The 21201-nt window shown below is 62.2% G+C and carries 21 protein-coding genes; 9 read left to right on the forward strand and 12 right to left on the reverse strand.

Annotated elements, in window-relative coordinates:
- Nucleotides 1-180: 180 nt before the first annotated feature.
- Nucleotides 181-981, forward strand: coding sequence for a MetQ/NlpA family ABC transporter substrate-binding protein (locus ACLBXN_RS06790; protein WP_211456044.1), 801 nt, complete (start codon nucleotides 181-183; stop codon nucleotides 979-981).
- Between the two features lie 221 nt (nucleotides 982-1202).
- Here ACLBXN_RS06790 and ACLBXN_RS06795 read toward each other — a convergent pair whose 3' ends face one another.
- From ACLBXN_RS06795 to ACLBXN_RS06825, 7 genes are all read right to left on the reverse strand, one after another.
- Nucleotides 1203-1916, reverse strand: coding sequence for a nitroreductase (locus ACLBXN_RS06795; protein WP_419095588.1), 714 nt, complete (start codon nucleotides 1914-1916; stop codon nucleotides 1203-1205).
- A gap of 25 nt (nucleotides 1917-1941) precedes the next feature.
- Nucleotides 1942-3156 carry a thiolase family protein gene (locus tag ACLBXN_RS06800; RefSeq protein WP_447611588.1) on the reverse strand — a complete coding sequence of 405 codons (1215 nt, stop codon included), beginning with the start codon at nucleotides 3154-3156 and terminating at the stop codon, nucleotides 1942-1944.
- A 5-nt stretch (nucleotides 3157-3161) separates the two neighbouring features.
- On the reverse strand, nucleotides 3162-4673 hold the full coding sequence (locus tag ACLBXN_RS06805; protein ID WP_211456046.1) for an AMP-binding protein: 1512 nt from the start codon (nucleotides 4671-4673) through the stop codon (nucleotides 3162-3164).
- The gene (locus ACLBXN_RS06810) at nucleotides 4670-5263 is read right to left on the reverse strand and encodes a biotin transporter BioY (protein WP_211456047.1); all 594 of its coding nucleotides are present in this window, start codon (nucleotides 5261-5263) and stop codon (nucleotides 4670-4672) included. The genes ACLBXN_RS06805 and ACLBXN_RS06810 overlap by 4 nt, the downstream gene beginning before the upstream one ends.
- A gap of 10 nt (nucleotides 5264-5273) precedes the next feature.
- Nucleotides 5274-5867 carry an energy-coupling factor transporter transmembrane component T family protein gene (locus ACLBXN_RS06815; protein WP_447611589.1) on the reverse strand — a complete coding sequence of 198 codons (594 nt, stop codon included), beginning with the start codon at nucleotides 5865-5867 and terminating at the stop codon, nucleotides 5274-5276.
- Nucleotides 5860-6609, reverse strand: a complete 750-nt coding sequence (locus ACLBXN_RS06820; protein WP_447611590.1) for an energy-coupling factor ABC transporter ATP-binding protein — start codon at nucleotides 6607-6609, stop codon at nucleotides 5860-5862. The genes ACLBXN_RS06815 and ACLBXN_RS06820 overlap by 8 nt, the downstream gene beginning before the upstream one ends.
- A gap of 616 nt (nucleotides 6610-7225) precedes the next feature.
- Nucleotides 7226-9355 (reverse strand): TonB-dependent receptor family protein, encoded by a 2130-nt coding sequence (locus ACLBXN_RS06825; RefSeq protein ID WP_447611591.1) that lies wholly within the window; start codon nucleotides 9353-9355, stop codon nucleotides 7226-7228.
- Nucleotides 9356-9828: 473 nt separating this feature from the next.
- Between ACLBXN_RS06825 and ACLBXN_RS06830 the strand changes: the two genes are divergently transcribed.
- The 6 genes from ACLBXN_RS06830 to ACLBXN_RS06855 all read left to right on the forward strand — a co-directional run bounded on the left by ACLBXN_RS06830 (nucleotide 9829) and on the right by ACLBXN_RS06855 (nucleotide 15895).
- Nucleotides 9829-10923, forward strand: a complete 1095-nt coding sequence (locus tag ACLBXN_RS06830; RefSeq protein WP_407716017.1) for a LuxE/PaaK family acyltransferase — start codon at nucleotides 9829-9831, stop codon at nucleotides 10921-10923.
- Nucleotides 10920-12386: an acyl-CoA reductase gene (locus ACLBXN_RS06835; protein ID WP_447611592.1), complete on the forward strand. Its 1467-nt coding sequence runs from the start codon at nucleotides 10920-10922 to the stop codon at nucleotides 12384-12386. The genes ACLBXN_RS06830 and ACLBXN_RS06835 overlap by 4 nt, the downstream gene beginning before the upstream one ends.
- Before the next feature lie 25 nt (nucleotides 12387-12411).
- The gene (locus ACLBXN_RS06840) at nucleotides 12412-13149 is read left to right on the forward strand and encodes an ABC transporter ATP-binding protein (protein WP_447611624.1); all 738 of its coding nucleotides are present in this window, start codon (nucleotides 12412-12414) and stop codon (nucleotides 13147-13149) included.
- Nucleotides 13146-13934, forward strand: coding sequence for an ABC transporter permease (locus tag ACLBXN_RS06845; protein WP_447611593.1), 789 nt, complete (start codon nucleotides 13146-13148; stop codon nucleotides 13932-13934). Before ACLBXN_RS06840 ends, ACLBXN_RS06845 begins: the two co-directional genes overlap by 4 nt.
- A 22-nt stretch (nucleotides 13935-13956) precedes the next feature.
- Complete coding sequence (locus ACLBXN_RS06850; protein ID WP_043004257.1) at nucleotides 13957-14955, forward strand: ABC transporter substrate-binding protein; 999 nt, start codon at nucleotides 13957-13959, stop codon at nucleotides 14953-14955.
- Between the two features lie 160 nt (nucleotides 14956-15115).
- Complete coding sequence (locus ACLBXN_RS06855) at nucleotides 15116-15895, forward strand: SDR family oxidoreductase (protein ID WP_447611625.1); 780 nt, start codon at nucleotides 15116-15118, stop codon at nucleotides 15893-15895.
- Nucleotides 15896-15935: 40 nt separating this feature from the next.
- On the opposite strand, the gene ACLBXN_RS06860 is transcribed toward ACLBXN_RS06855, so the two are convergent.
- On the reverse strand, nucleotides 15936-16337 hold the full coding sequence (locus tag ACLBXN_RS06860) for a hypothetical protein (RefSeq protein ID WP_447611594.1): 402 nt from the start codon (nucleotides 16335-16337) through the stop codon (nucleotides 15936-15938).
- 230 nt (nucleotides 16338-16567) lie between these two features.
- Nucleotides 16568-17185 (reverse strand): FMN-dependent NADH-azoreductase, encoded by a 618-nt coding sequence (locus tag ACLBXN_RS06865; protein ID WP_447611595.1) that lies wholly within the window; start codon nucleotides 17183-17185, stop codon nucleotides 16568-16570.
- 194 nt (nucleotides 17186-17379) lie between these two features.
- Here ACLBXN_RS06865 and ACLBXN_RS06870 point away from each other — a divergent pair, with 194 nt between their 5' ends.
- Nucleotides 17380-18324, forward strand: coding sequence for a LysR family transcriptional regulator (locus ACLBXN_RS06870; protein WP_211456057.1), 945 nt, complete (start codon nucleotides 17380-17382; stop codon nucleotides 18322-18324).
- An 88-nt stretch (nucleotides 18325-18412) separates the two neighbouring features.
- Here ACLBXN_RS06870 and ACLBXN_RS06875 read toward each other — a convergent pair whose 3' ends face one another.
- The 3 genes from ACLBXN_RS06875 to ACLBXN_RS06885 form a co-directional block, all read right to left on the reverse strand.
- Nucleotides 18413-18796 (reverse strand): hypothetical protein, encoded by a 384-nt coding sequence (locus tag ACLBXN_RS06875; RefSeq protein ID WP_447611596.1) that lies wholly within the window; start codon nucleotides 18794-18796, stop codon nucleotides 18413-18415.
- A gap of 409 nt (nucleotides 18797-19205) precedes the next feature.
- Nucleotides 19206-19970, reverse strand: a complete 765-nt coding sequence (locus tag ACLBXN_RS06880; RefSeq protein WP_447611597.1) for a response regulator transcription factor — start codon at nucleotides 19968-19970, stop codon at nucleotides 19206-19208.
- Between the two features lie 484 nt (nucleotides 19971-20454).
- Nucleotides 20455-20634, reverse strand: coding sequence for a hypothetical protein (locus ACLBXN_RS06885; RefSeq protein ID WP_349305213.1), 180 nt, complete (start codon nucleotides 20632-20634; stop codon nucleotides 20455-20457).
- Here ACLBXN_RS06885 and ACLBXN_RS06890 point away from each other — a divergent pair.
- The gene (locus ACLBXN_RS06890) at nucleotides 20552-21175 is read left to right on the forward strand and encodes a hypothetical protein (protein ID WP_349305214.1); all 624 of its coding nucleotides are present in this window, start codon (nucleotides 20552-20554) and stop codon (nucleotides 21173-21175) included. The genes ACLBXN_RS06885 and ACLBXN_RS06890 overlap by 83 nt on opposite strands.
- The last annotated feature ends 26 nt before the right edge of the window (nucleotides 21176-21201 follow it).

Raw genomic sequence — 21201 nt, forward strand, 5'->3', positions numbered from 1 at the left:
CCGCTACCGTGAAGGAGCGGGCTTTTTTGTGGGCGCTTGGCCCGCGGCATTCAGTGCATCCGGGCTTGCATGGCAATCCGTAGTTTGCATCTGAGCAATCTGTCTAAGAAACAGCGCTCGGGCACCTGAAACTGGCGCTACAGTCTTAGCCACTCTCAATCTTCCGTACAAGGAATCTGCATGTTGAACAAGCGCTCGCTTTTGCGCACCACATTGGCCGTGGCTGCTGCGGCCACGCTGGGCTTTGCCGCCCAGGCCCAGGACAAGACCATCAAGATCGGCGTGACCGCCGGTCCTCACGCGCAGATTATGGAAGTGGTGAAGAAGGTCGCCGCCAAGAACGGCTTGAACCTCAAGGTCATCGAGTTCGGTGACTATGTCCAGCCCAATGCGGCACTGGCCGCCGGCGATCTGGATGCCAACAGCTACCAGCACCGTCCCTATCTGGATGCCCAGATCAAGGATCGCGGCTACAAGATCAGTTGGGTGGCCGACACGGTGAATTTCCCCATCGGCATCTATTCCAAGAAGATCAAGGCCTTGTCCGAGCTGTCCACGGGCGCCAAGTTCGGCATTCCCAACGACCCCACCAATGGCGGCCGCGCGCTGCTGCTGCTGCAGACCCAGGGTCTGATCAAGCTCAAGGAGGGCGCGGGCCTGAAGGCCACACCTCTGGATGTGGTCTCCAACCCCAAGAAGCTCAAGTTTGTCGAGCTGGATGCGGCCCAGCTGCCACGTTCGCTGGACGACCTGGAGGCCTCCACCGTCAACACCAATTTCGCGATCTCTGCCGGTCTGAATCCCAAGAAGGATGCGATTGCGCTGGAGTCGGCCAAGAACCCCTATGTGAACATCATGGTGGTGCGCGATGCCGACAAGAACCAGCCCTGGGTCGCCCAGCTGATCAAGTCCTATCACTCCGACGAGGTGCGCCAGTTCATCGACAAGGAATTCAAGGGCTCGGTCTTCCCGGCGTTCTGATGACCTCCTGAGGCGCTTTGCGCCGGCGCCCTCAAGGGGGCGACAGCCTTGCTGGCTGTCTCCTTGATGGGGTGGAGCCTGTTTGACGGGCATCGAACCAAGCGCTGCACTTGCAGCGCTTTTTTATTGCTCTCTATTGCATAGCTGCTAGCGCTTGTTATCATTAGTTTTCAGGTAGAAAACAACCTGAAATCCTTTGCTGGATGGCGCTGGCAGCTCCTTTATTCAAGAGTCTGAAACCACTCGGCGATAGGGGCACGGCTCGTGCGCGTCTGGTTGACGGGGGCGGACTCGTCGGCCCAGCCCAGGGCCAGGCCGCAGACGATGTGCTTGCTGTCGGCCAGGCCCAGCACACGGCGCACGGTGGCCGGGTAGGAGGCCAGGGCGCCGATGGCGCAACTGCCCAGGCCCATGGCGGCGGCTGCCAGTTGCAGGCCGTAGAGCGTCATGCCCAGGTCCATATAGCCGCCGGGGCCGTAATGGGCGTCGATGGTGACGACCAATGCCACGGGCGCATCGAAGAAGCGGTAGTTGCGCGCAAACTGCGCTTCGCGTCCGGCGCGGTCGTCGCGCGCCACGCCCAGGGCGCTGTAAAGCGCCTGGGCCGAAGCCACCTGGCGCTTGCGCAGCTGCATGGGCATGGGACGCGGAAAGTAGGCGTAGTCCTCGCATTCGGGCACCTGGCTTTCAACGTCCTGCAGCAGGGCGGTGGTCAGTTGCTCGCGCAGCTTGCCGCGCACTGCGATCAGCTGGCCGGGCTGCAGATTGCCGCCGCTGGGCGCCTGGCGCGCCGTCATCAGCAACTGATGCAGCAGCGCATCTGGCACGGCTTCGGGCAGGAAAGCACGTGTGGAGCGGCGCTGCTGCATCATTGCCATGCCTGCCGGCAGGTCGATGCTTTCAAGTGCTGTGGCGGTTGAACCTTTGCTGGACATGGGGTGGTAGCTATCAAAAATGAATTCAAGGGGCGGCTTGCAGCCATTGCACCAGGGTTGCTGCGCCGATGCCGCCGGCTCCGGCAATGGCCGCCAGGCCGAGTGCGGCCCTGGCTGTCGAGGACTGGGCCTGATACTCAAGCTGGGCCAGGCAGCGCACCAGCGCAATCGCGCCTGACGCGCCGATCGGGTGGCCGCGCGCCAGGCCGCCGCCCGCGCTGTTGATCTGCTCGGGAGCCAGGCCCATGGCGGCGCAAAAAGCCAGGCCTTGCACGGCAAAGGCATCGTGCAGTTCGATTACCGACAGATCCTGTGCCTTCAGCTGTGGGCTTGCCAATGCCTGGCTGCCCCTGGCCAGCGCCATCTGCGCTGCCGCAATCGCGGCCAGCAGCGGTGTTTCCGGCGCGGCGCCCACGCTGGCGCTGGCCAGCCATTGTGCGCGGGGCTGCAGATTCCAGCGGGCGCAGGCCTCGGGCGTGGCCAGCAAAAGCAGGGCCGCACCATCGGCCTTTGCAGAGACGGTCAGGGGGCTGAGGGCGTGGGCCGTGATTTCGTCGGCACTCGCACCCTCATAGCTGCCCCGGGCCAGCACCGGCATGCGCGCGGCACGTGCGGGCTGCAGCGCACGCGGATAGGCATCGGCCGCAAGTCCTGCCACAGCCACGATTTCGGGGGCGAGCTGCGCCTGGGCGGCCAGGGTCCGGTTGTGGCTCAGCAGCGCATACTGCTCCTGCTGACTGCGGCTGAAGCCATGCGTGAGCGCATAGTCGGCAGCCGATTGCAACATATCGGGATCGCGCTCGGGATCGGGGGCAAATGGCGGGCGCTCGTAGCTCTGGGCTTGCTCGCCGGGGTGCAGCGGGCGGGTCTGGCGAATAGGGGCGCGGCTCCAGGCCTCAATGCCGCCGGCAATCACCACCTCGGCCTGACCTGATTGCAGCAGACCCACAGCCATGGCCACCGCATCCAGGCCCGAGCAGCACTGGGTATCGATGGTGTGCGCGGCGCAGCCGTCGGGCAGGCCTGCGGCCAGTGCCAGCATGCGTGCCGGGTTGCCGCCAGCGCCCAGGGCGTTGCCGATGACGACTGCGTCCACGGCATTGGCCGGCAAGCCGCTTTGCTGCAGCAGTGACAGCAGCAGCGGCCGGCCCAGCTCATGGGGACTGAGCCGAGCCAGGGCCGAGCCGATCGGAGCCACCGGGCTGCGGGCCCAGGCAATGATGGGAGTCTTGCTTGGCATGGGCCTCAACTCTGCCATGGCCGCAATGCGGGGAGCTGGGCAGGGGATATGTCAGCATCGGCAGGCGCTGTCATCCGGGCGCGCAGGGCCTGGGCCAGTTGGCCGTGGTCGGTCTTGCCGCTGGCTGTCTGCGGCCAGTGCTCGCAGATCCACCACTGGCGCGGCACCTTGAAGGCTTCGGTGCGCTCGCGCAGCCACTGGTTCAGCTCCAGGGCCGAAGGCGTCTCGGTCTGCGGCCTCCATTGCAGCACCGCGTGTACCTGCAGACCGCGCAGCGCATCGGCCTGACCGTGCAGCGAAACCTGGGCAATCGCCGGGTGGCTGGCCAGCAGGTTCTCCACTTCCTCGGGAAACAGGTTCTTGCCCTGGGTGACGATCATGCGGCTCTGGCGTCCTGCCAGGCACAGCATGCCGCGTTCGTCGATATGCCCCATGTCGCGCACGGACAGCCAGTCGCCATCGCGCAGCACGGCCGTGGCGTCATGGGCATCGCCCACATAGTCCATGAACAGCATGGGACTGCGGATATAGATCAGACCGTCGCTGGCGTGGCTGGTGCCATGCTCGGCCAGCGCATTCTCGGCGGCGTCGTTGCCGGTGGGGCGAATGGATAGCTCCACATTGCTGAATGGCCTGCCCACCGCCTGCGGGCCGCTGGCTTCGTCGGCATCCATCCAGGCCACAAAACTGGCCTCGGAGGCGCCGTAGAACTCGATGATGCGGGCCTTGGGGAACAGGGCGCGCAGCGCCGGCGTGTGGGCGCGCATCCAGCGCGCGCCGCTGATGGTGATCAGTTCGACCTCGGGAATCGGTGCGAGCTGCCGATGCTCCGCCCATTGCAGCATCAGCAGCAACTGGCTGGGCACGGCGACAAGGCAGGGCGTATCGCCGCCCGCCAGGGTTGCGAGACAGCGCGAGGCAGAGAACTTTTCCTGCATGACGGCGCCGCAGCCATACCAGATGCCTTGCATGGCCCCGAACAGAAACAGCGAGTGCGAGATGCGCCCTGGTGCCAGCGTGCGCTGAGCGACGACGGGGCCGAAATCCTGCAGGCCGACGCGAAAGCTCTCCGTCCACGACAGATGGTGGCGTTTGAAGCCCTTGGGCAGGCCGGTGCTGCCCGAGGTGAAGCCGGTATAGAAGGCGGCTGTCGGTGCTGCCGATTCCAGCTCGCTGAGCTGCCCGGGCAGCCAGCCTTCAATGCGCTGGCGCACGGCCGGTTGCCAGTCGGGGTCGGCGACCGCCGCGCAGCGGCCGCTGCGGATCACGGCCAGAAAGTCCACCAGTCGCTCCAGCGTGGAGCGGCTGGCATCCAGCAGCAGCATCTGCGGCGCGCGTTGCGCCACCAGGCGTGCCGAGCGCAGTTCGACCTCCGCGTGCAGCCGGCTAAAGGTCCAGGAGTCGGCCTCGCTCTGCAAGGCCACCACATCGGGTCGGTGCTGCGCCCAATGGGCCAGCGGGCCATGCACCAGTTGCCAGAAGCCTTGCAGCGGCGCGGCAGCGGACAGCGCCTTCATCGGCGACCGCCAAAGCGCCAGTCAGGCAGACCGCGTGCCACGGTGTGAACAATCAGGGCGCAGAGAATGCATTTGATGAAGTCGCCGGGCACAAAGGCCAGCGTCACGGCAAAAGCCTGACTCAGGCTCATCTTGGCGATCAGCATCAGGCCCAGCACGCCAAAGGCGTGCAGACACAGCAAGCCGCCGAGCACGGAGGCGATGAAGGCGCTCAGCGCCGCGCGGCGTGGCGTGCTTTGCGGCAGGGCGGCCATGATGGCGCCTGTCACTGCGGCGGCCAGCGCATAGCCGATCAGATAGCCGGCGGAAGGTGCCATGAAGACGCCGATGCCGCCGCGGCCGCCTGACAGCAGCGGCAGGCCCACGGCCACGGCCGCGAGAAACAGCGCCATGGATTGCATGCCGCGCCAGGGGCCGAGCATGACGCCGGCCAGCATCACGCCCAGCGACTGGATGGTGATGGGCACGCCGAACGGCAGGTCGATCTTGGGAATCAGGCCCATCACGGCCATCAGCGCCGCGAACAGCGATACCTGGGCCATGGAGCGTGCGCCGCCGCGCGATACGGTGTGAGAGGGAGTGGTGGTCATCAACAGTCTCCTATAAGCCAAGTCTTGCCCAGAGGGCGTCGGCCACACGGCGCGTGGCCTGCAGCATATGAATCGTCAGCGGTGCAATCAGGCGCAGGCCGCCGCTTTTGCCGGTGCGCAGCCGGTATGCTTCGTCCAGCTTTTTCCATTGCACAAAGAAATGCTCGGTAAAGCGCAGCATCAGCGCAAGCTGCATGGCCACGCGCTCGGTGGGGATGCCCAGGCGGGCCAGAGGGGCCAGCAGCCATTCCAGCACCTCGACGAGATCGCTGGGGCGAGTGGTCACGGTCAGCACAATGCCCAGGGTGGAGGCGCAGACCAGCCGAAGGCTGCTGACGGCCGCCAGCACCGGATTGCCCATCAGCACATGAAAGCCCGCCACCAGCAGCGCCGCGACGATGACCGAGCGCATCAGCCGGCGTGCCACCTGGGTGGCCTGGCCCAGCGATATCCAGAGCAGCAAGCAGGCTGCGCCGCAGCCCGCCAGCACCCAGGGGCTGGCTATCAGGAACAGCAGCGTGCCAAAAACCGCCAGCAGCAGGAGCTTGAGGCCGGCCGACCAGCGGTGCAGCCAGGTCGCAACTTCGCTGTAGAGGCTACCCATGCAGGTCTCCGTGGGAGGTTTTCTGCATCAGCTGCTCCCGCACGGAAGTCTCGTAGGCGCCGCAGATGTCGCGGCCCGGGCCGTCGCCGCGCAGCCGGCCCTGCTCCAGCCAGATCACGCGTTCGAAGTCGCGCACATGATCGAGCACATGGGTGGAGACCAGCACCTGTTGCGGTGCGGCGGCGATATCCTGGGCCAGACGGGCCTGACCGGGCAGGTCCAGGCTGGCAAAGGGCTCGTCCAGCAGCAGCAGCTGGGGGGCGGCAATCAGCAGCGAGAGCCAGCACACGAGCTGGCGCTGGCCCTGGCTCAGGCTGCTGACGGCTCGCTCGGCCCAGTGGGCCAGACCGCGTGCGGCCAGCAGCTCGCGCGCCCTGGCTCTGGCCTGCTGCTTGTTCAGGCCCTGGGGGCGCAGCCCCAGCGCCAGTTCTTCCTCCACGGTGGGGAAGATGATCTGATCGTCCGGGTTCTGGAACATCAGGCCGACAAGGCCCGGCCGGTTCTGGCGCGCCTGCAGCAAGGGCATGCCATCCACCAGCACCTGTCCGGCCTGAGCTAGATCGAGCCCGCAAAGCAGGCGGAACAGGCTGGACTTGCCCGCGCCGTTGTTGCCGATCACGCCGATGCGCTTTTGCGTCAGGCTCAGGTTCAGGCCGTCGAACACCTGGGTCTGGCCGCGCTGCAACCGTATGTCGACCAGCTGCACGCCTTGCGGGGCTAGGCTCTGCAAACCATCGCTCATGCGCCGGCTCCTGCTGCGGGAACGGCAGGGCTGCAAGGAGCCGGGCCGGGATGTGGATGGCAAAAAACGAAAAGAGCTGACATACGGGGGAATCTGAAACCTGCCCCGGCTTCAAACATGCGAGGCAGCGTTGGTGGCGGATTCTAGCGCTGTGAATTTGCTTTCAAAAGTCCGCCATCTGAGCTCTTTTTATGTGAATTTTCTATAAGAAATGATTTCTTTACCTGGGATGGCCGCCTGTTGCCGTTTGCCCCGCATTTCGTGGCAGTTGCACGCCTGATGGCAGCGTGTTGCAGAGTGAAGATTTTCTGTGTGCCGTTCATGTCTGCTTCAGGGGCTAACTCCGCTCAATCTGCATGAGCGTCGGCTTGAGAATCCACGATATTGGCCGTGGATAGCCTTGTTTTGACGTGGCTTGCAGGGTTGGTGAGGGCAAGCCTGCTGCAGGTGTCTATTGTCAGGCGTGCAAACCGGCACGGGATTGGCGACTTTCGGGTTCAAACAGGCAGTTTGCAGGCACCAAATATTTTTCTGAAAATCGTCCTTGATCTGTCCGGACATGAAAAAAGCGGGCACCGGGCCCGCTTGCTGCTGTCCGACTATGCGGATGACATGCCTAGAACTGGTAGCTGAGGCTGGTTCCGGCCATCCATTGGCGCCCCGGGGCCGGCTCGTAATAGCGTCCGTTGCCTTCGTTGACGATGACCGAGCCCACATAGTTCTTGTCGGTCAGATTGTCTACGCGGGCAAAAGCACTGAGCTTCCAGGCACCCAGGCGCCGGGTGTAGCCCACGCTCAGGCTGGCCACGTTGTAGCTGGGGGCATAGACCTGGTTTTTGTCGTCGGCGGCAATTCGGCCCACATGGCGCCAGTCCAGACCCACGCGCCAGTCGGTGGCGGGAAGCCATTCCAGCCCCAGGTAGCCTAGATGCCTGGCCGTGCCGGCGATGCGGTTGCCGGCGGGAATGCAGTCCTGGCCCTTGCTGTCGCAATAGCCGCTGCGCAGGCTGGCGTCGAGCAGCGTCAGCGCGCCGTTCAGGCGCAGCTGGGGCATCAGCCAGGTGCTGCCGCTCAGCTCCATGCCGCGGCGGCGGGTTTTGCCGGCGTTCTGATAAGAGGCGCGGCCACTGTCGTTGCTGGCCACCACGATTTCATTGTCGGTCTGGGTCTGGAACAGCGCGGCAGACCAGTCGCCGCGCAGGCCGGCCACATTGAAGCGTTGCTTGATGCCCAGCTCGGCACTGGTCGATACCGCAGGCTTGAGGCCGAAGTTCAGGCCGCCCACCAGATCGGGTCGGTACGAGATCTCGTTGAAGGTCGGTGTTTCCATGCCGCGACCCAGCGAGGCATAGACATTGGTGTTCTGATTGAGCTCGTGCTGCAGCGAAACCACCGGTAGCAGCTTATGGAATCCGGCATTGCCGCTATCGTCTTTGTCAGCCAGGAAATGGTCGCGCGACTGGAACTGCACATTGCTCCAGCGCAGGCCGGCATCGAGCTTCCAGCGCGGAGCGAAGGCCCAGGAGGCTTGCAGATAGGGGTCGATGCTGGTGAGGGTATTGCGCTCGTCGCGCACCAGCTCGCCGACCACGCCCAGCTGGTTGCCGACAAAGTTCTTGTAACCCTGGCGATCTTCCCTGACGGTATTGGCAGCCAGGCCGGCAATCAGGCTCAGGCTGCCGCTGCCCAGCTCGTATTTGCCGCTCCAGCGTGCATCGATGCCACCATAGTCGCGCTTGAGCCCTATCACCCCGCCTCTGTAGCCGGACTGTGAGGCCTTGGGTGTGGACTGAAACTGCATCATTTCACGTTGACCGGCATAGGCCATGAGGCGCAGCGCCTGGCCGCCATCCAGCTGGCGCTCATAGGTCAGGCCGGCCTGTGTCTGCTTCACGCTTTTGCGCGAGTCGTAGAGCAAGGGGTTGGACGCCACAGCCTTCGGATCTGCCGCCCAGTCCTTGGGCGTGATGCCGCCGGGGTCCTTGGCATCGATGTCCACATGGTTGGCGACCAGGGTCAGCTGGCTGTATTCGTCGGGCTTGACATCGATACGGGCGTTGAACAGGTTTTTGTCCGCCGCGCTCTGGGCCCGGTAGCCGTCAGTCAGAAAACGGCTGGCGCTGAGCACATAGCCAATCCCGTTGGTTTCGCCCTGAGCCTTGAGGCCCAGTCGCTTCTGGCCGTCGCTGCCTAGCGCAAAGCTGCTTTCCACCGAGGGCGCACCCTCGCCGCGTTCGGTGTAGGCATTGATCACGCCGCCAGAGGCGTTGCCATAGAGCGCGGAGTAGGGGCCGCGCAGCACTTCCACGCGCTCCAGCGAGTCGATATCGATATTGTTGGTCTGGCCCTGGCCATCCGGCATGGTGGAGGGAATGCCGTCCACGTAGATCTGTATGCCGCGCACGCCGAAGGTGGAGCGTGCGCCAAAGCCGCGAATCGACAGCTGCAGGTCTTGCGCGTAGTTCTGGCGGTTCTGCAGCTGCAGGCCCGGAGCGGCGCTCAGGGACTCCGAGAGATTGACCTGCAGATTGCGCTCGCGCATGCGCTCGCCATCGAGCACGGTGACGGAGGCTGGGGTCTGCTCCAGTGCAGACTGCTGCAAGGTGCTGCGTACGGTGACTTCGGACAGCTGGGGCAGGTCCGGCTGGGCGGAGGCTTGCTGGGCCATTGCGGACTGTGCCGTCAGCAGCAGTCCAGCGGCGGCCACAGGCCAGCCTGCCAGATGACAAAGGCGCGAAAAATCCATGTAAATATCTCTGGGGCTTGGGGTGGGCGTTCGGTGCCCTGGATGATTTGCAAGCGTCTGCTGACACAGTCCATTACTGCGACACGCCGCGCTTTCAGGCATGGCGCATACGCGCCATTGTCGGCGCTGTGGCAGGTTAGGTCTCAGGCAGCTTGCAGTACTGGGTCGATTGTATTTGGGCAGCAGTGTTTTGATGTTTTTGCCGTAGATGTCCTTCTTGCCCGTGCTGGAGCCTTACCCGAGGTTACAAGTGACGCGACTTACATGCGGCAGCTCGGGCTCCGTGCAGCGACGCCATTGGGGTAAGATGGCGCCGCGCTCCGGGGTGCACGCCAGTGCTGAGATCTACACCCGCGAACTTGACCCGGTTCATACCGGCGGAAGAAGAGCTTGCAAGCTGACCTCAGGGCAGTGCGTTCTCGCATGGTCAGCAAGCCTTCGGAGCATGACGTCCCCGCTCTCGAAGGAATTTCATGGACAAGGCCGCTTCGCTGGTCGCCGATCTGCTTGCTTTCATCGCAATGGATGACTGCACCGACGACCAGTTCAACCAACTCGCCCTGCGCCTTTTCGCCTATCAGTACGAATGCAATGCTCCGTTTCGCAGCTTTTGCCAGCGGCGCGGTGCCACGCTGCGCAATGTCAGGAGCTGGCGTGATGTCCCTGCCGTGCCCATCGATGCTTTCAAGGCGATGGAGCTGCGCAGCGAGCCGCCATCGCCCGCCGAGCGTGTATTCATGACCAGCGGCACCACAGGCCGCGCTGCGCGCGGACGTCATTTTCATCCGCAGCTCGATGTCTACGACCTGTCCATGAAGCGCTATTTCGCCCGACGCTTCATGCAGGGTCTGGAGCGCATGCCCATGGGCATTCTGTTTCCCGATGAGCAGGCCATGCCCAATTCCTCGCTGGCCCACTATCTGGCCCTTGCCCGGTCCGAATTCGGTTCGGCCGGCAGCCGCTACTACCTGAACTCGGAAGGGCTGGACATGCCGGCCCTGTGCGCCGCGCTGGAGGAGTCCGAGCGCAGCGGCCAGCCTTTTGCCCTGCTGGGCGCGAGCTTCAGCCTGGTCCATGTCATGGATGCCCTGCGTGAACAGGGCCGCAGCTTCCGCCTGCCTGCAGGCAGCCGCGTACTGGATACGGGCGGCTACAAGGGGCAGTCGCGCGAGCTGCCCCTTGAAGAGTTCTATGCAGAGCTTTCACAGCTGCTGGGCGTGCCGCGCAGTCTGTGCATCAATATGTATGGCATGACGGAGCTGAGCACCCAGTTCTATGACGATGGCAATGCGGCGCTGCCTTCGGTCAAGTCCGGTCCGCACTGGATCCGTTCGCGTCTGGTCGAGCCGATCACCGGCAGGGACGTGGCGGCTGGTGAGCGCGGCATTCTGGTGCATTGCGATCTGGCCAACTACAACGCGGTGACCACCATCCTGACCGAGGATGTGGGCCTGTGGGCCGGCCCGCAGGAAAAAGACGGCTTTTTGCTGCTGGGGCGCGCCGAGGGCGCTGCCGCCAAGGGCTGCTCGCTGGCGGTTGAAGAGTTTGTGAAAGCTGCCGGCGCATGAGCGAGCAGCGCAAGCTACAGCGGATCAAGGCTGGCTATCTGCCCGGCCTCGGCGACGAGGAAGTGCAGTGGCAGACGCTGGACTTCGAGTCCCGGGACGGCCAAGTGCTGGAAGTCAGCGTGCCCGTGCTGACGGCACCGCAGATGCAGTCACTGGCCTGTCGTGTGCGCAAGGCCGCAGCCATCCATCTGCGCCCCATGCCGGTAGCCGAGATCATCGATGTAGTCGATCGTGCAATGGCCCGCCTGCTGGATCGCAACGACATCTACCGCCAGCAGGCCGAAGCCTGGCTGCCTGTGGTCAGTGGCTATGACGCCGATATGGTGCGGCTGGGGCTGACAGGATTTTTCAAGACCTTCCGCGCAGCGCAGCTCAAGCGCTTCGTGGCCGAGGATTTTGCCAACCCGGCAGTGCTCGACGGCTTTCAGCCGGCAGCCAAGGGCGGGGCCGTACGGGCTTTCGGCCCGGACCTGCTGGTGCATAGCTGGGCCGGCAACGTGCCTGCGCTGTCGCTGTGGAGCCTGGTCAGCGGCTTGCTGGTCAAGGCCCCTGCAATCGGCAAACTGGCCAGTGCCGAGCCCCTGTTCGCGGGCTGGTTTGCGCGCCTGCTTGCCGAGGTGCACCCGCCGCTGGCCGATTGTCTGGCCGTGGTCTGGTGGCGCGGCGCGGGCGGCGAGGAGGCCGACGCGCTCTATGCCCAGGCCGATACGGTGCTGGCTTACGGCGGCAACCAGACTCTGGATGCACTGCGTCGTCGCCTGCCCGTGACGACGCGCTTTTTGCCCCATGGCCACAAGCTGGGCTTTGGCCTGATCGGTGCGCAGGCGCTGGATACGCTCAAGGCTCCTGGCATGGCAAGGCTGGCCGCCTGGGACGTGATGCGCTACGACCAGCAGGGCTGCTACTCGCCCCATGTGTTCTATGTGCAGCGTGGGGCGCCGGTCTCTCCGCGTGCTTTTGCCGACTATCTGGCCGCCGAGCTTGCCAATCTGCAGCGACGATTCGCGCGCCGCGAGCTGGATCTGGAAGAAGGGGCGGCGCTGGCCCGCTGGCAGCAGAACATGGAGTGGGGCGGTGAAGCACACCAGTTGCTGGGACCTGTGGATGCGCCCTGGAGCGTGGCCTACAGCGAGAGTCTGCAGCCCCTGGCTCCGACCGCGCTGTACCGCACGATAGCCGTGGTGGCCGTGGACCGGCTCGATGCCGTGCTGCCCGTGGTGGCCGCTCAGCGCGACTATCTGCAGACCGCCGGCATTGCTGCCAGCCCCGAAGAGCTGTACCGCCTGGCGGGGCTGTTGGGTGCGGTTGGCGTCACGCGTATCAGCGCCATCGGCTCCATGAGCATGCCCGAGGCGGGCTGGCACCATGACGGGCGCTTCAATCTGCTGGATCTGGTGCGCATGACGGAGATCGAGCAGTCGGCAGAACTGGCGGCCCAGCCGCTGGCCTCTTATGCGGACTGAGGGAGTGGACACAGCCGTGGCATTCATGGAGTTCAAGCAGGCTAGATACAGGTACCCGGGACGAGCGCCCGTGGTAGATGGCGTGGACTGGCAGATCGGGGCAGGAGAGATTCACTGCCTACTGGGGCGCAGCGGCTGCGGCAAGACCACGCTGCTCAAGCTGGCGGCAGGCCTGCTCAGGCCTCAGTCGGGGCAAGTCTTGCTGAGCGGCAGCGAACTGGCAGCCCCAGGGCCGCAGCTGGGCTTCATGTTCCAGGCGCCGACCTTGCTGGACTGGCATACGGTGATCGACAACGTGCTGCTGCCCGTGTCGTTGCAGCGCAAGCCCGGGCTGCAGGATCAACGGGCGGCCATGCAGTTGCTGGAGCAGCTGGGTCTTGCCGAACATGCTTCGCTCTATCCGCGCCAGCTCTCGGGCGGACAGCAGAGCCGGGCGGCGCTGGCACGTGCCCTGATTCTGGAGCCGCCGCTGCTGCTGCTCGACGAGCCTTTTGCGGCACTGGATGCCATCACGCGCGCAGAGCTGCAGGACGATTTGCTGCGCACCTGCCAGCGGCATGGCACGACGGTGCTTTTTGTCACCCACGACATCAACGAGGCCGTCTATCTGGGTGACCGCATTGCACTCATGCATGGTGGCCGCATCGTGGACGACTGGTCTGTCGAGTTACCACAGCCTCGCCAGCAGAGCCTGCGTCATGGCGCGGCGTTCAACGACTATTGCGCGCGCATTCGCGCATCCATGGACCGGGGTGGCGCATGAGCGGCCTGCTGAACAGAACACACTGGCTGTCTGCCTCGCTTTTGATAGCTGTGATCGCAATGTGGGAGCTGACTGCGAGGCAATTTGGCTTGTCGGCGCTGGTCTTGCCTGCACCCTCGGCAGTGGCGCTGTCCCTGTGGTCGGGTCTGGCGTCCGGCTATTTCTGGCCGCATCTCTGGGCAACCTTGCAGGCCCTGCTGCTGGGTCTGCTCATAGGCAGCGCCGTAGGCTTGCTGTCGGGTATGGCGCTGGCCGAGTCCGAGCTGCTGGAGCGCGTGCTCAAGCCCTATGTGGTGGTCAGCCAGGTCGTGCCCAAGCTGGCTCTGGCGCCGCTGTTCGTGCTCTGGTTCGGCTTCGGCATGCTGCCCACGGTGCTGATCACGGCGCTGATCTGCTTTTTCCCCTTGATGGAAAACACATTGACGGGCCTGCGCCAGGTGGATGCCCAGCGCCTGCAGCTGTTTCGCATGCTGGGGGCCACACGTTTGCAGACCTTGCTGCGCCTGAAGCTGCCGACGGGGCTGCCCGCGATTCTGGCCGGGCTGCGTGTGGCCGTGGTGCTGGCGCTGGTCGGCGCCGTGGTGGCCGAGTTCATGGGCGCCAGCCAGGGCCTGGGGGCCGTGGTCATTGCCGCCCAGGGAATGATGGACACCACGCTGATGTTTGCGGCGCTGGTGCTGATTGCCGCCATGGGCCTGCTGCTGTACCAAGCCTGTCTTGTTCTGGAGCGCTATTTGCTGCGCTCCCATCACTTTTCAACCTCGCAGTCCGGCAATCGGGCCTGACCGCATCTTCAAACCATTTGTCATGCACAACAGCAACCAGACTTCGTTCATCTCCCGCCGCAGCCTGCTCGGCGCCTGTGCAGGCCTGAGCGGCCTTGCCATGACCGGCACCAGCATGGCGGTTCCTCTGCAGGGCAAGATTCGCCTGGCAGGCTGGAGCAAGCCCATCAGCGAGATCACAAATATTCTGGTCGAGCCCGAAAAAGGCTTCTTCAAGGCCAACGGCGTGGAACTGGCCTATCTGCCTGGCGCGGGTGGTGGCGATGCAATCCGCAACATCCTCAGCGGCCAGGCCGACGTGGCGTTTACCGATCCCGGCTCCTTCTTCATGGCGCTGGACAAGGGCGAGAAGCTGGTGGCCATCTACGACATCTATCCGCAGAACGTGTTCAACGTGGTCTCGCTCAAGTCCTCGGGCATTCGCAAGCCCGCAGACCTCAAGGGCAAGAAGATCGGTGTCTACAGCCTTGCCAGCGGCACACGCCAGAATCTGCTGGTGATGCTGCATCAGGCCGGCCTCAAAGAGTCGGATGTGAGCATTGTCGTGACCGGCCTGCTGAACTTTGCTCCCCTGATGCAAGGGCAGGTTGACGCCACGGCCGCCACGGATACCGGTCTGGCCGTGGGCCTGCGCAAGGGCATCGGCGATGTCAATGTGATGCAGGTCAGCGACCACCTCAATATGTCCAGCGACATGTTTGTGGTACGCGAAGAAGTGTTCCAGCAGAAGAAGGATTTGCTCAAGGCCTTCGTCAAGGGCTACCGCGAAAGCGCTGCCTGGATGATGGCGAACCCCGAGGAGGCTTCGGTGCTGGCCAGCAAATATGCCATCGACGGCACGCGCCGCGACATCAATCTGGATGTGATACGTCTGCGTAACGCCTCTTCCATGCCCGCCGTCCAGGGGCAGCCGCTGGGCAGCTTCGATATGGCTGCGCTGCAAAAAGGCGCCGATGTCTATCGTGCGCTGGGCATGGTGCAGCGTCAGATCAAGGTGGCGGATGTGGTGGTGTCGCTGTAAGTCTCCCCCTGAGGCGCACCGCCTGGGCGGCGCCGAGCCTTGGGGAGGGGTACGACAATCAGTGCAGGGCGGCGAGCCGCCAAGGCACTTGCTTGCTGTCTCCTGCCTGGGGCCTGTCAGTGTTTGAGCGGAAATCGTGAATATGAGTCAGTCTTCTTCAATGGGCTTGCGCGGCAAGGTGGTGCTGGTGACGGGAGCCAGCCGTGGCATTGGCGCGGCGATTGCCCTGGCATTTGCGCGCGAGGGTGCGACGGTGGCCGTCAACTACCTGTCCAACGACGAAGCCGCAGCCGGCACCGTGGATGCCTGTCTGGCTGCGGGCAAGGACTCGGGCGGCGATGCCTGGGCGGTCAAGGCCGATGTGGGCTCGCCAGAGGCCGTGCAGGGCATGGTGGACAGCATAGTGCGCGAAGCGGGGGGCATCGACATCGTGGTCAACAATGCCTTCAGGCCCTATGCATTCGATCCGGAACGCCGCAGCCGGTTTGACGATCTGCAATGGTCGGACTATCAGGCCCAGTTCGACGGGGCCGTAGGCGCAAGCTTCAATGTCTGTCGTGCGGTGCTACCGCTGATGCGCCAGCGCGCGCGCGGCAGCATTGTCAACATCGTCAGCAATCTGGTGGAGCAGCCTGTTGTCGCCTATCACGACTACACGACATCCAAAGGGGCCTTGCTGGCTTTCAGCCGCAACCTGGCCAGCGAGCTGGGGCCTGTGGGCATACGCGTCAACTGTGTGGCGCCTGGTCTGGTCTATCCCACGCAGGGTACGCAGGACAGCAAGGAGTCTTTCCGTGAATCGCTGATGGCGGCCACGCCGCTGCGGCGGCTGGCGCGGCCCGAAGATGTGGCGGGGCCGGTGCTGTTTCTGGCCTCGGAACTCAGTGGCTTCATGACCGGGCAACTGCTGCTGGTGGACGGCGGTCTGGTAATGCGCTGAGCTGGCGTGGGGCGAGCAGGGCTTTTCTGCCGGCCTGGGCTTATTGTTTGGCGGTTGCCTGGGCGTGGTCCATCGCATCGATGATGGCCACACCGGTCTGCTGTACGCCCGGAGCGTTGAAGCCTGGGCCTGGTGTGACTGCAGGGTGGTTGAGCAGCTTCTCGGCCATGCTGGGCGCTGCGGCAGGCGCGCTGGCCTGCACAGGCGAGGGCTGGTTGGCGGCAGGCTTGGCAGTTGCCTGTTCGGTGGAGTCCAGATAGTCGTTATAGCGCTTGTAGGCCTGACGCTCGCTACGAGTCTGCTCCTGCTGCTGCTGTGAATGCTTGAGGTATCGATAGGCGACCGTGCCCAGAATCAGTGCTGCCACCAGAAATACGGCAATAGCGGTAACGACGAGGTTCTCGTCGGAGCGCTGAGGCGATTGACGGACGGCGGTGGGCATGGGACGGGAAGCTGGCATCTGGGAAAACGTGACCGGGTCAACCGGGACTAGGGCCTGATAAGTATCTAAGTGTTTTCAGCGTATCAAAAACAGCGGGTTCAGGTCTTCAGATCGGCATTTTTTCGAGAACTTCAGTCGGAAATGTCCGAAACCTCGGTGGGCCCGGCTTTGTCGCGCAAAAAAAGCCGGTACGCCCTGGGCGATACCGGCTTTTGCAGCTCAGTCAGCTATCAGGCAGCGACGGCTTGTGCTTGCTCGATCTGAGCCTTGGCCGCTTCCATGGCCGCAGCCTTGGCGTCGGGACCCATGGCCACGCCTTCAGCACGAACAATGGTCACGTCGGTCACGCCCATGAAGCCGAAGATCACCTTCAGATAGCTTTCCTGGTGCTCCATGGCCTGGCCCGCTTCGCTGGTGGAGTAAGCACCGCCGCGAGCGGAAGCCACGATGACCTTTTTGTCGAGGGCCAGACCCACGGGGCCGGTGGCGGTGTACTTGAAGGTACGGCCAGCCTGGGCGATGCGATCCAGCCAGGCCTTCAGCTGCGTGGGAATGGTGAAGTTGTAGAAGGGGGCGCCCACGACGATCACATCAGCGGCCAGGAACTGGCTGACCAGGGCTTCGGAGACAGCGTTTTCCTGGCGTTCGATTTCGGTGGCAGCGGCCTGGCCGGTGCGAAAGCCCAGGGATTGTGCGCTCAGGTGGCTGGGGGCGCTCACGGCCAGATCCAGGTAGTCGACCTTGGCTTCGGGGTTGGTCTGCTTGAGGCTGGCAACGATATCGGCAGTCAGTGCGCGGGTCACGGAATTGGAGCCGGTGATGGAAGAGTCGATGTGCAGGATTTGCATATTGGTATCTATACCTCTAAAAATGAGTCAGAAAACACTTCTTGCCTAGCTCCGATGCTGCGTTGCGGCAAAACAGTGATTGGTTTTGAATTGCAATGGAATAGATTGTAGATTTGTTTAGATTCGCCAATAAGTCTGCAAAAATGCGATAGATCGTTCCAAATATCAATTCAATCGATTCCAAGGAAATGTGCATGGTGGATCTCAACGACATGCTGTACTTCGTCGAGGTGGTCGAGCGCGGCGGCTTTGCGGCTGCCGGGCGGGCGCTGGGCATCCCCAAGTCGCGCCTCTCGCGCCGTGTTGCTGAGCTCGAGGCCCACCTCGGAGTGCGTTTGCTGCAGCGCACCACCCGCAAGCTGTCTCTTACTCAGGTCGGAGAGACTTTTTTGCGCCATGGTCAGGCCATGCGCGATGCTGCCCTGGCTGCCTCGGATGCCGTGGCCGAAGTCCAGACCGAGCCGCGCGGCACCATCCGCGTGACCTGCCCTGTGACGCTGGCGCAGACGGTGCTGGGTGAGCTGATGCCCGAGTTTCTCAAGCGCTGCCCGCTGGTGCAGGTGGAGATGCAGGTCACCAATCGCCCCGTCAATCTGGTCGAGGAGGGGGTGGATGTTGCATTGCGCGTACGTGCCACTCTGGAGGACAGCGGCTCCATGGTCGTCAAGCGACTCGACAGCTCGCGCCAGATACTGGTGGCCAGCCCCGATCTGCTGCAGCGCCAGGGTACGCCCCGCACGCTGGAGGACTTGCAACTGCTGGACAGCATGGCGATGACGGCGGTCGACGGCCATTCCAGCCTGCTGCTGGTCGGACCCGAAGGCAAGGAGCACCGGCTGCAGCTGCAGCCGCGCTATGTGGTCGATGATTTGCTGACCCTGAAATTTGCCGCACTGGCCGGCAGCGGCATGTGCTGGCTGCCTGACTATATGTGCCAGGATGCCTTGAACCAGGGCACGCTGGTGCAGCTGTTGCCGCAATGGGCGCCCCCGCGCGGCATCGTGCATGCGGTGTTCCCCTCGCGGCGCGGGCTGGCGCCGGCAGTCAGGCACTTTCTGGATTTTCTCGGGGAGCGCATGCCTGGCAGCAGCATTTCCGCTGTGCAGAAGGCGGCTGCATCAGTTCCGGTGCCGAATTAGCTTCTGCATCGCAAGATACCAGGCTATTGAGGTCATCAGCCGTGGCAGAGCAGATGGTTCGACCAATCGTCAGGGGTGAAGCAGCTGTTCACCACTCAGAGTCTTCTGCGACTGTGCCAACGCTGGTGACTGCCGGGATGGGGGCGGGTTGCTTGGCCTGTGTCGCATACGGATTGGAGCGAGGCGGGTTTATCCATGGACTTGCTACCGACAGAGAAAGCAGAAGCCAGGCGAGTACCAGAAAGCCCTTGGGCCATGCACTCTTTGCACGATGGGTTGGAAGCAGGGCATATAGACCATATGCGGCAAGCGCCAGGGCAAGAGGCGAAAGCCAAGTCTCAAGCCACGCACGCGTCGGATTGTGGCTGTAGTAGATCAACGGGTTGACCAGAGCCACGACGCCCATGCCGGTCAGATGATGAGGAAATGAGAGCGGCTTGGATATCGGCTGTTCGACGGCAGTTGTTTGCATGTTCACTCCTGTGAATGAATGTAACAGAGCCGTGTGACACCTTGAAATTTCGTGTTGTCTTGCTGCGAGCAGGCGAATCAAGGAGGGCGGCTCAGACGCTTGTTCAGGTGCATGATGCTGTTGGACAAGGTGCGGCAGGCTTTGAGGTTGCAGTGGCTAACACCGGCAAAGATCTTGCTGAAGCCTCAGAGCTGCTGGATCACAGACAGCCATGTGAGCGTGACGCACAGGCGCACCGGAGTTGGGCAACATGGTTGAAAGCCGACCCTCAAATGCACCGGCCCCGCGCGGCTGGGCATTGCCTATCAAAAAGCGTCCGGTCGAATATTTCAAATCTCGATACAGGTTAAGCACATTCTGTAGGCCAAAGCGCTGTTGTCGACCCAAAGCGTTTGAGTATTCGATACTTTCAAATGATGCCTTTCAATACTGCATACCTGACGGCCTGGGCTCTGGTTCTTACCTGCATCTTTCGATAGATGTTTTTCACATGCGTTGATACAGTCAAAGCACTTATTTCCATGTAGTCCCCAATCTCATGGGTTCTTTTTCCTTGAGCAATCAATCGTAAAACTTCTTTTTCCCTATCCGTCAGCTTTTCGAATTTTTTGTGTTCAAGAGGAATTTCGTTGGGCGCAGAGTATTGAAATATCTTTGGCAGAATTTTCTTAGCAACAATCGGAGATATGGATGCCCCGCCATTGGCCACCTCCAGTACCGCTTGCGAATAACTTCCAAACCATGAATTCTTTAATAAATATCCAACCACCCCTTTTTTGAAAGCATCCATGGCGGCATCGCCTTTTTCGCTGGAAGAAATGGCAATGCTCAATACATTGGGCATTCTCAATTGGACTAACTCCAGCAAATCGGCTCCTTGTCCTTCGCTAAGAGACAGGTCCACGAGAAGCACGTCGAACTCCTCGGCCAAGACGCCCTTGCGCGCTTCTCGATAGGAGGAGGCCTGCCCGATCAGGATGGTCCGAGGGTCACGCATGAGCTCCTGCGAGATCACGCTCCTGCTGTGTCTGTCTTCGTCGGCCAGGAAAACCCGAACTGGCTGGTTCTTCTGACCTTTCATGTCGGATGGCCAGGTGTATCCCGTGGCAGAGGATGTGACTTCGATGCTGCCTGCATCGAAGTATGGCCCCTTGGGCAAGTCGGAGAGATACATGTGACACCCGATCTATGTAATGGAAATTGGAAAATCTGCTGAAAAATAAAATTTCATCTCGCAAAAATCTATTAAAAATCCATAAGGAAAAATATGGTTTAAATTTTTACATTTATTCACTTCAATATTGGGTACGGCATTGAAATGCATCCATAAAAATTAGATGAAAACCCTTTATTTTTGAAACATAAGAGAAATAATAAAAATAGAAATGTGGATTACTTTTTTTAACATTGTAGGAAATTTCCCATAACGCTATTTTTTCAATAGCGCACCATTCATCAAGCACTTCGTACTATTCATTCTCCGCAATTATCTGGGTGGGAGAAAAATAATTGCAAATAGGGTATTACTGTTTTCCAGACATTTTCTGAAACTGCTGCTACCGAAATCATGTTGTGGACCATGAAAATTGAATCCAGAACTTGAAGACGGTTAAAACCGGCCTTTGCTTAATACTTGGCACAGGTCTCTCTCACATACCTCAGTTGTCTCCAAACTCGCTATTCAAAGGAACGATCATGAAAAAGTCTCTGATTGCCATGGCGGTTATTGCGTTGGCTGGTGTTGCATCTGCTGCAGTGAGCGGCTCAAGCATCGCTGCCACAAACACGACGTCAAGTGCATCTTCGGCAACGGTCTCGGGTGCAGCCAGCTCGGGCAACGGTGCTGCGCTGAGCATGAATAGCGCCACCTCCGGTGCAACTTCCAACGCCAATGCAGCTGGTGGCGGTATTGCTGTCGGCCCTTACGGTGCAGGCGGCGCCGCGGTCAGTGGTGGCGCAACGACCTACGGTAATGTGCAGAGCCTGTCTGCCACTTCGGGCAACGCTGTTGCCGGTGGCGGTGCTGCGACCAATGCCAACGCAGGTTCTGCAGCACTCGCTGGTTATAGCGCAGGCCCCGTCAGCGGCGGCGCAGCTGGCGTGGCCACTTCGCACACAGCCAACCAAGTCGCTACTGGTGCGGGCCCTGGCGGTGGACTGTCCTATGTGAATAGCAATGCTGGAACCACCTCCGGCTATGGTGCAACTTCGGCCGCTATCTCGGGCCCTGGCGGTGCCTGGACCAACACCGGATCGGGTGCAACCTCGGTAGGTACCGTCCATCAGAACGCTGGAGCCTTTGGCAACGCTGGTTACTTCTCTAACGGCGGCGGCACTTCCGGTACTGCTGGTGCAGGCTCTACCGCCAATGCCAACTAAGCAAGCTATCCCAAGATAGCTGTGTT

The organism is Comamonas sp. C24C, from assembly GCF_053345995.1.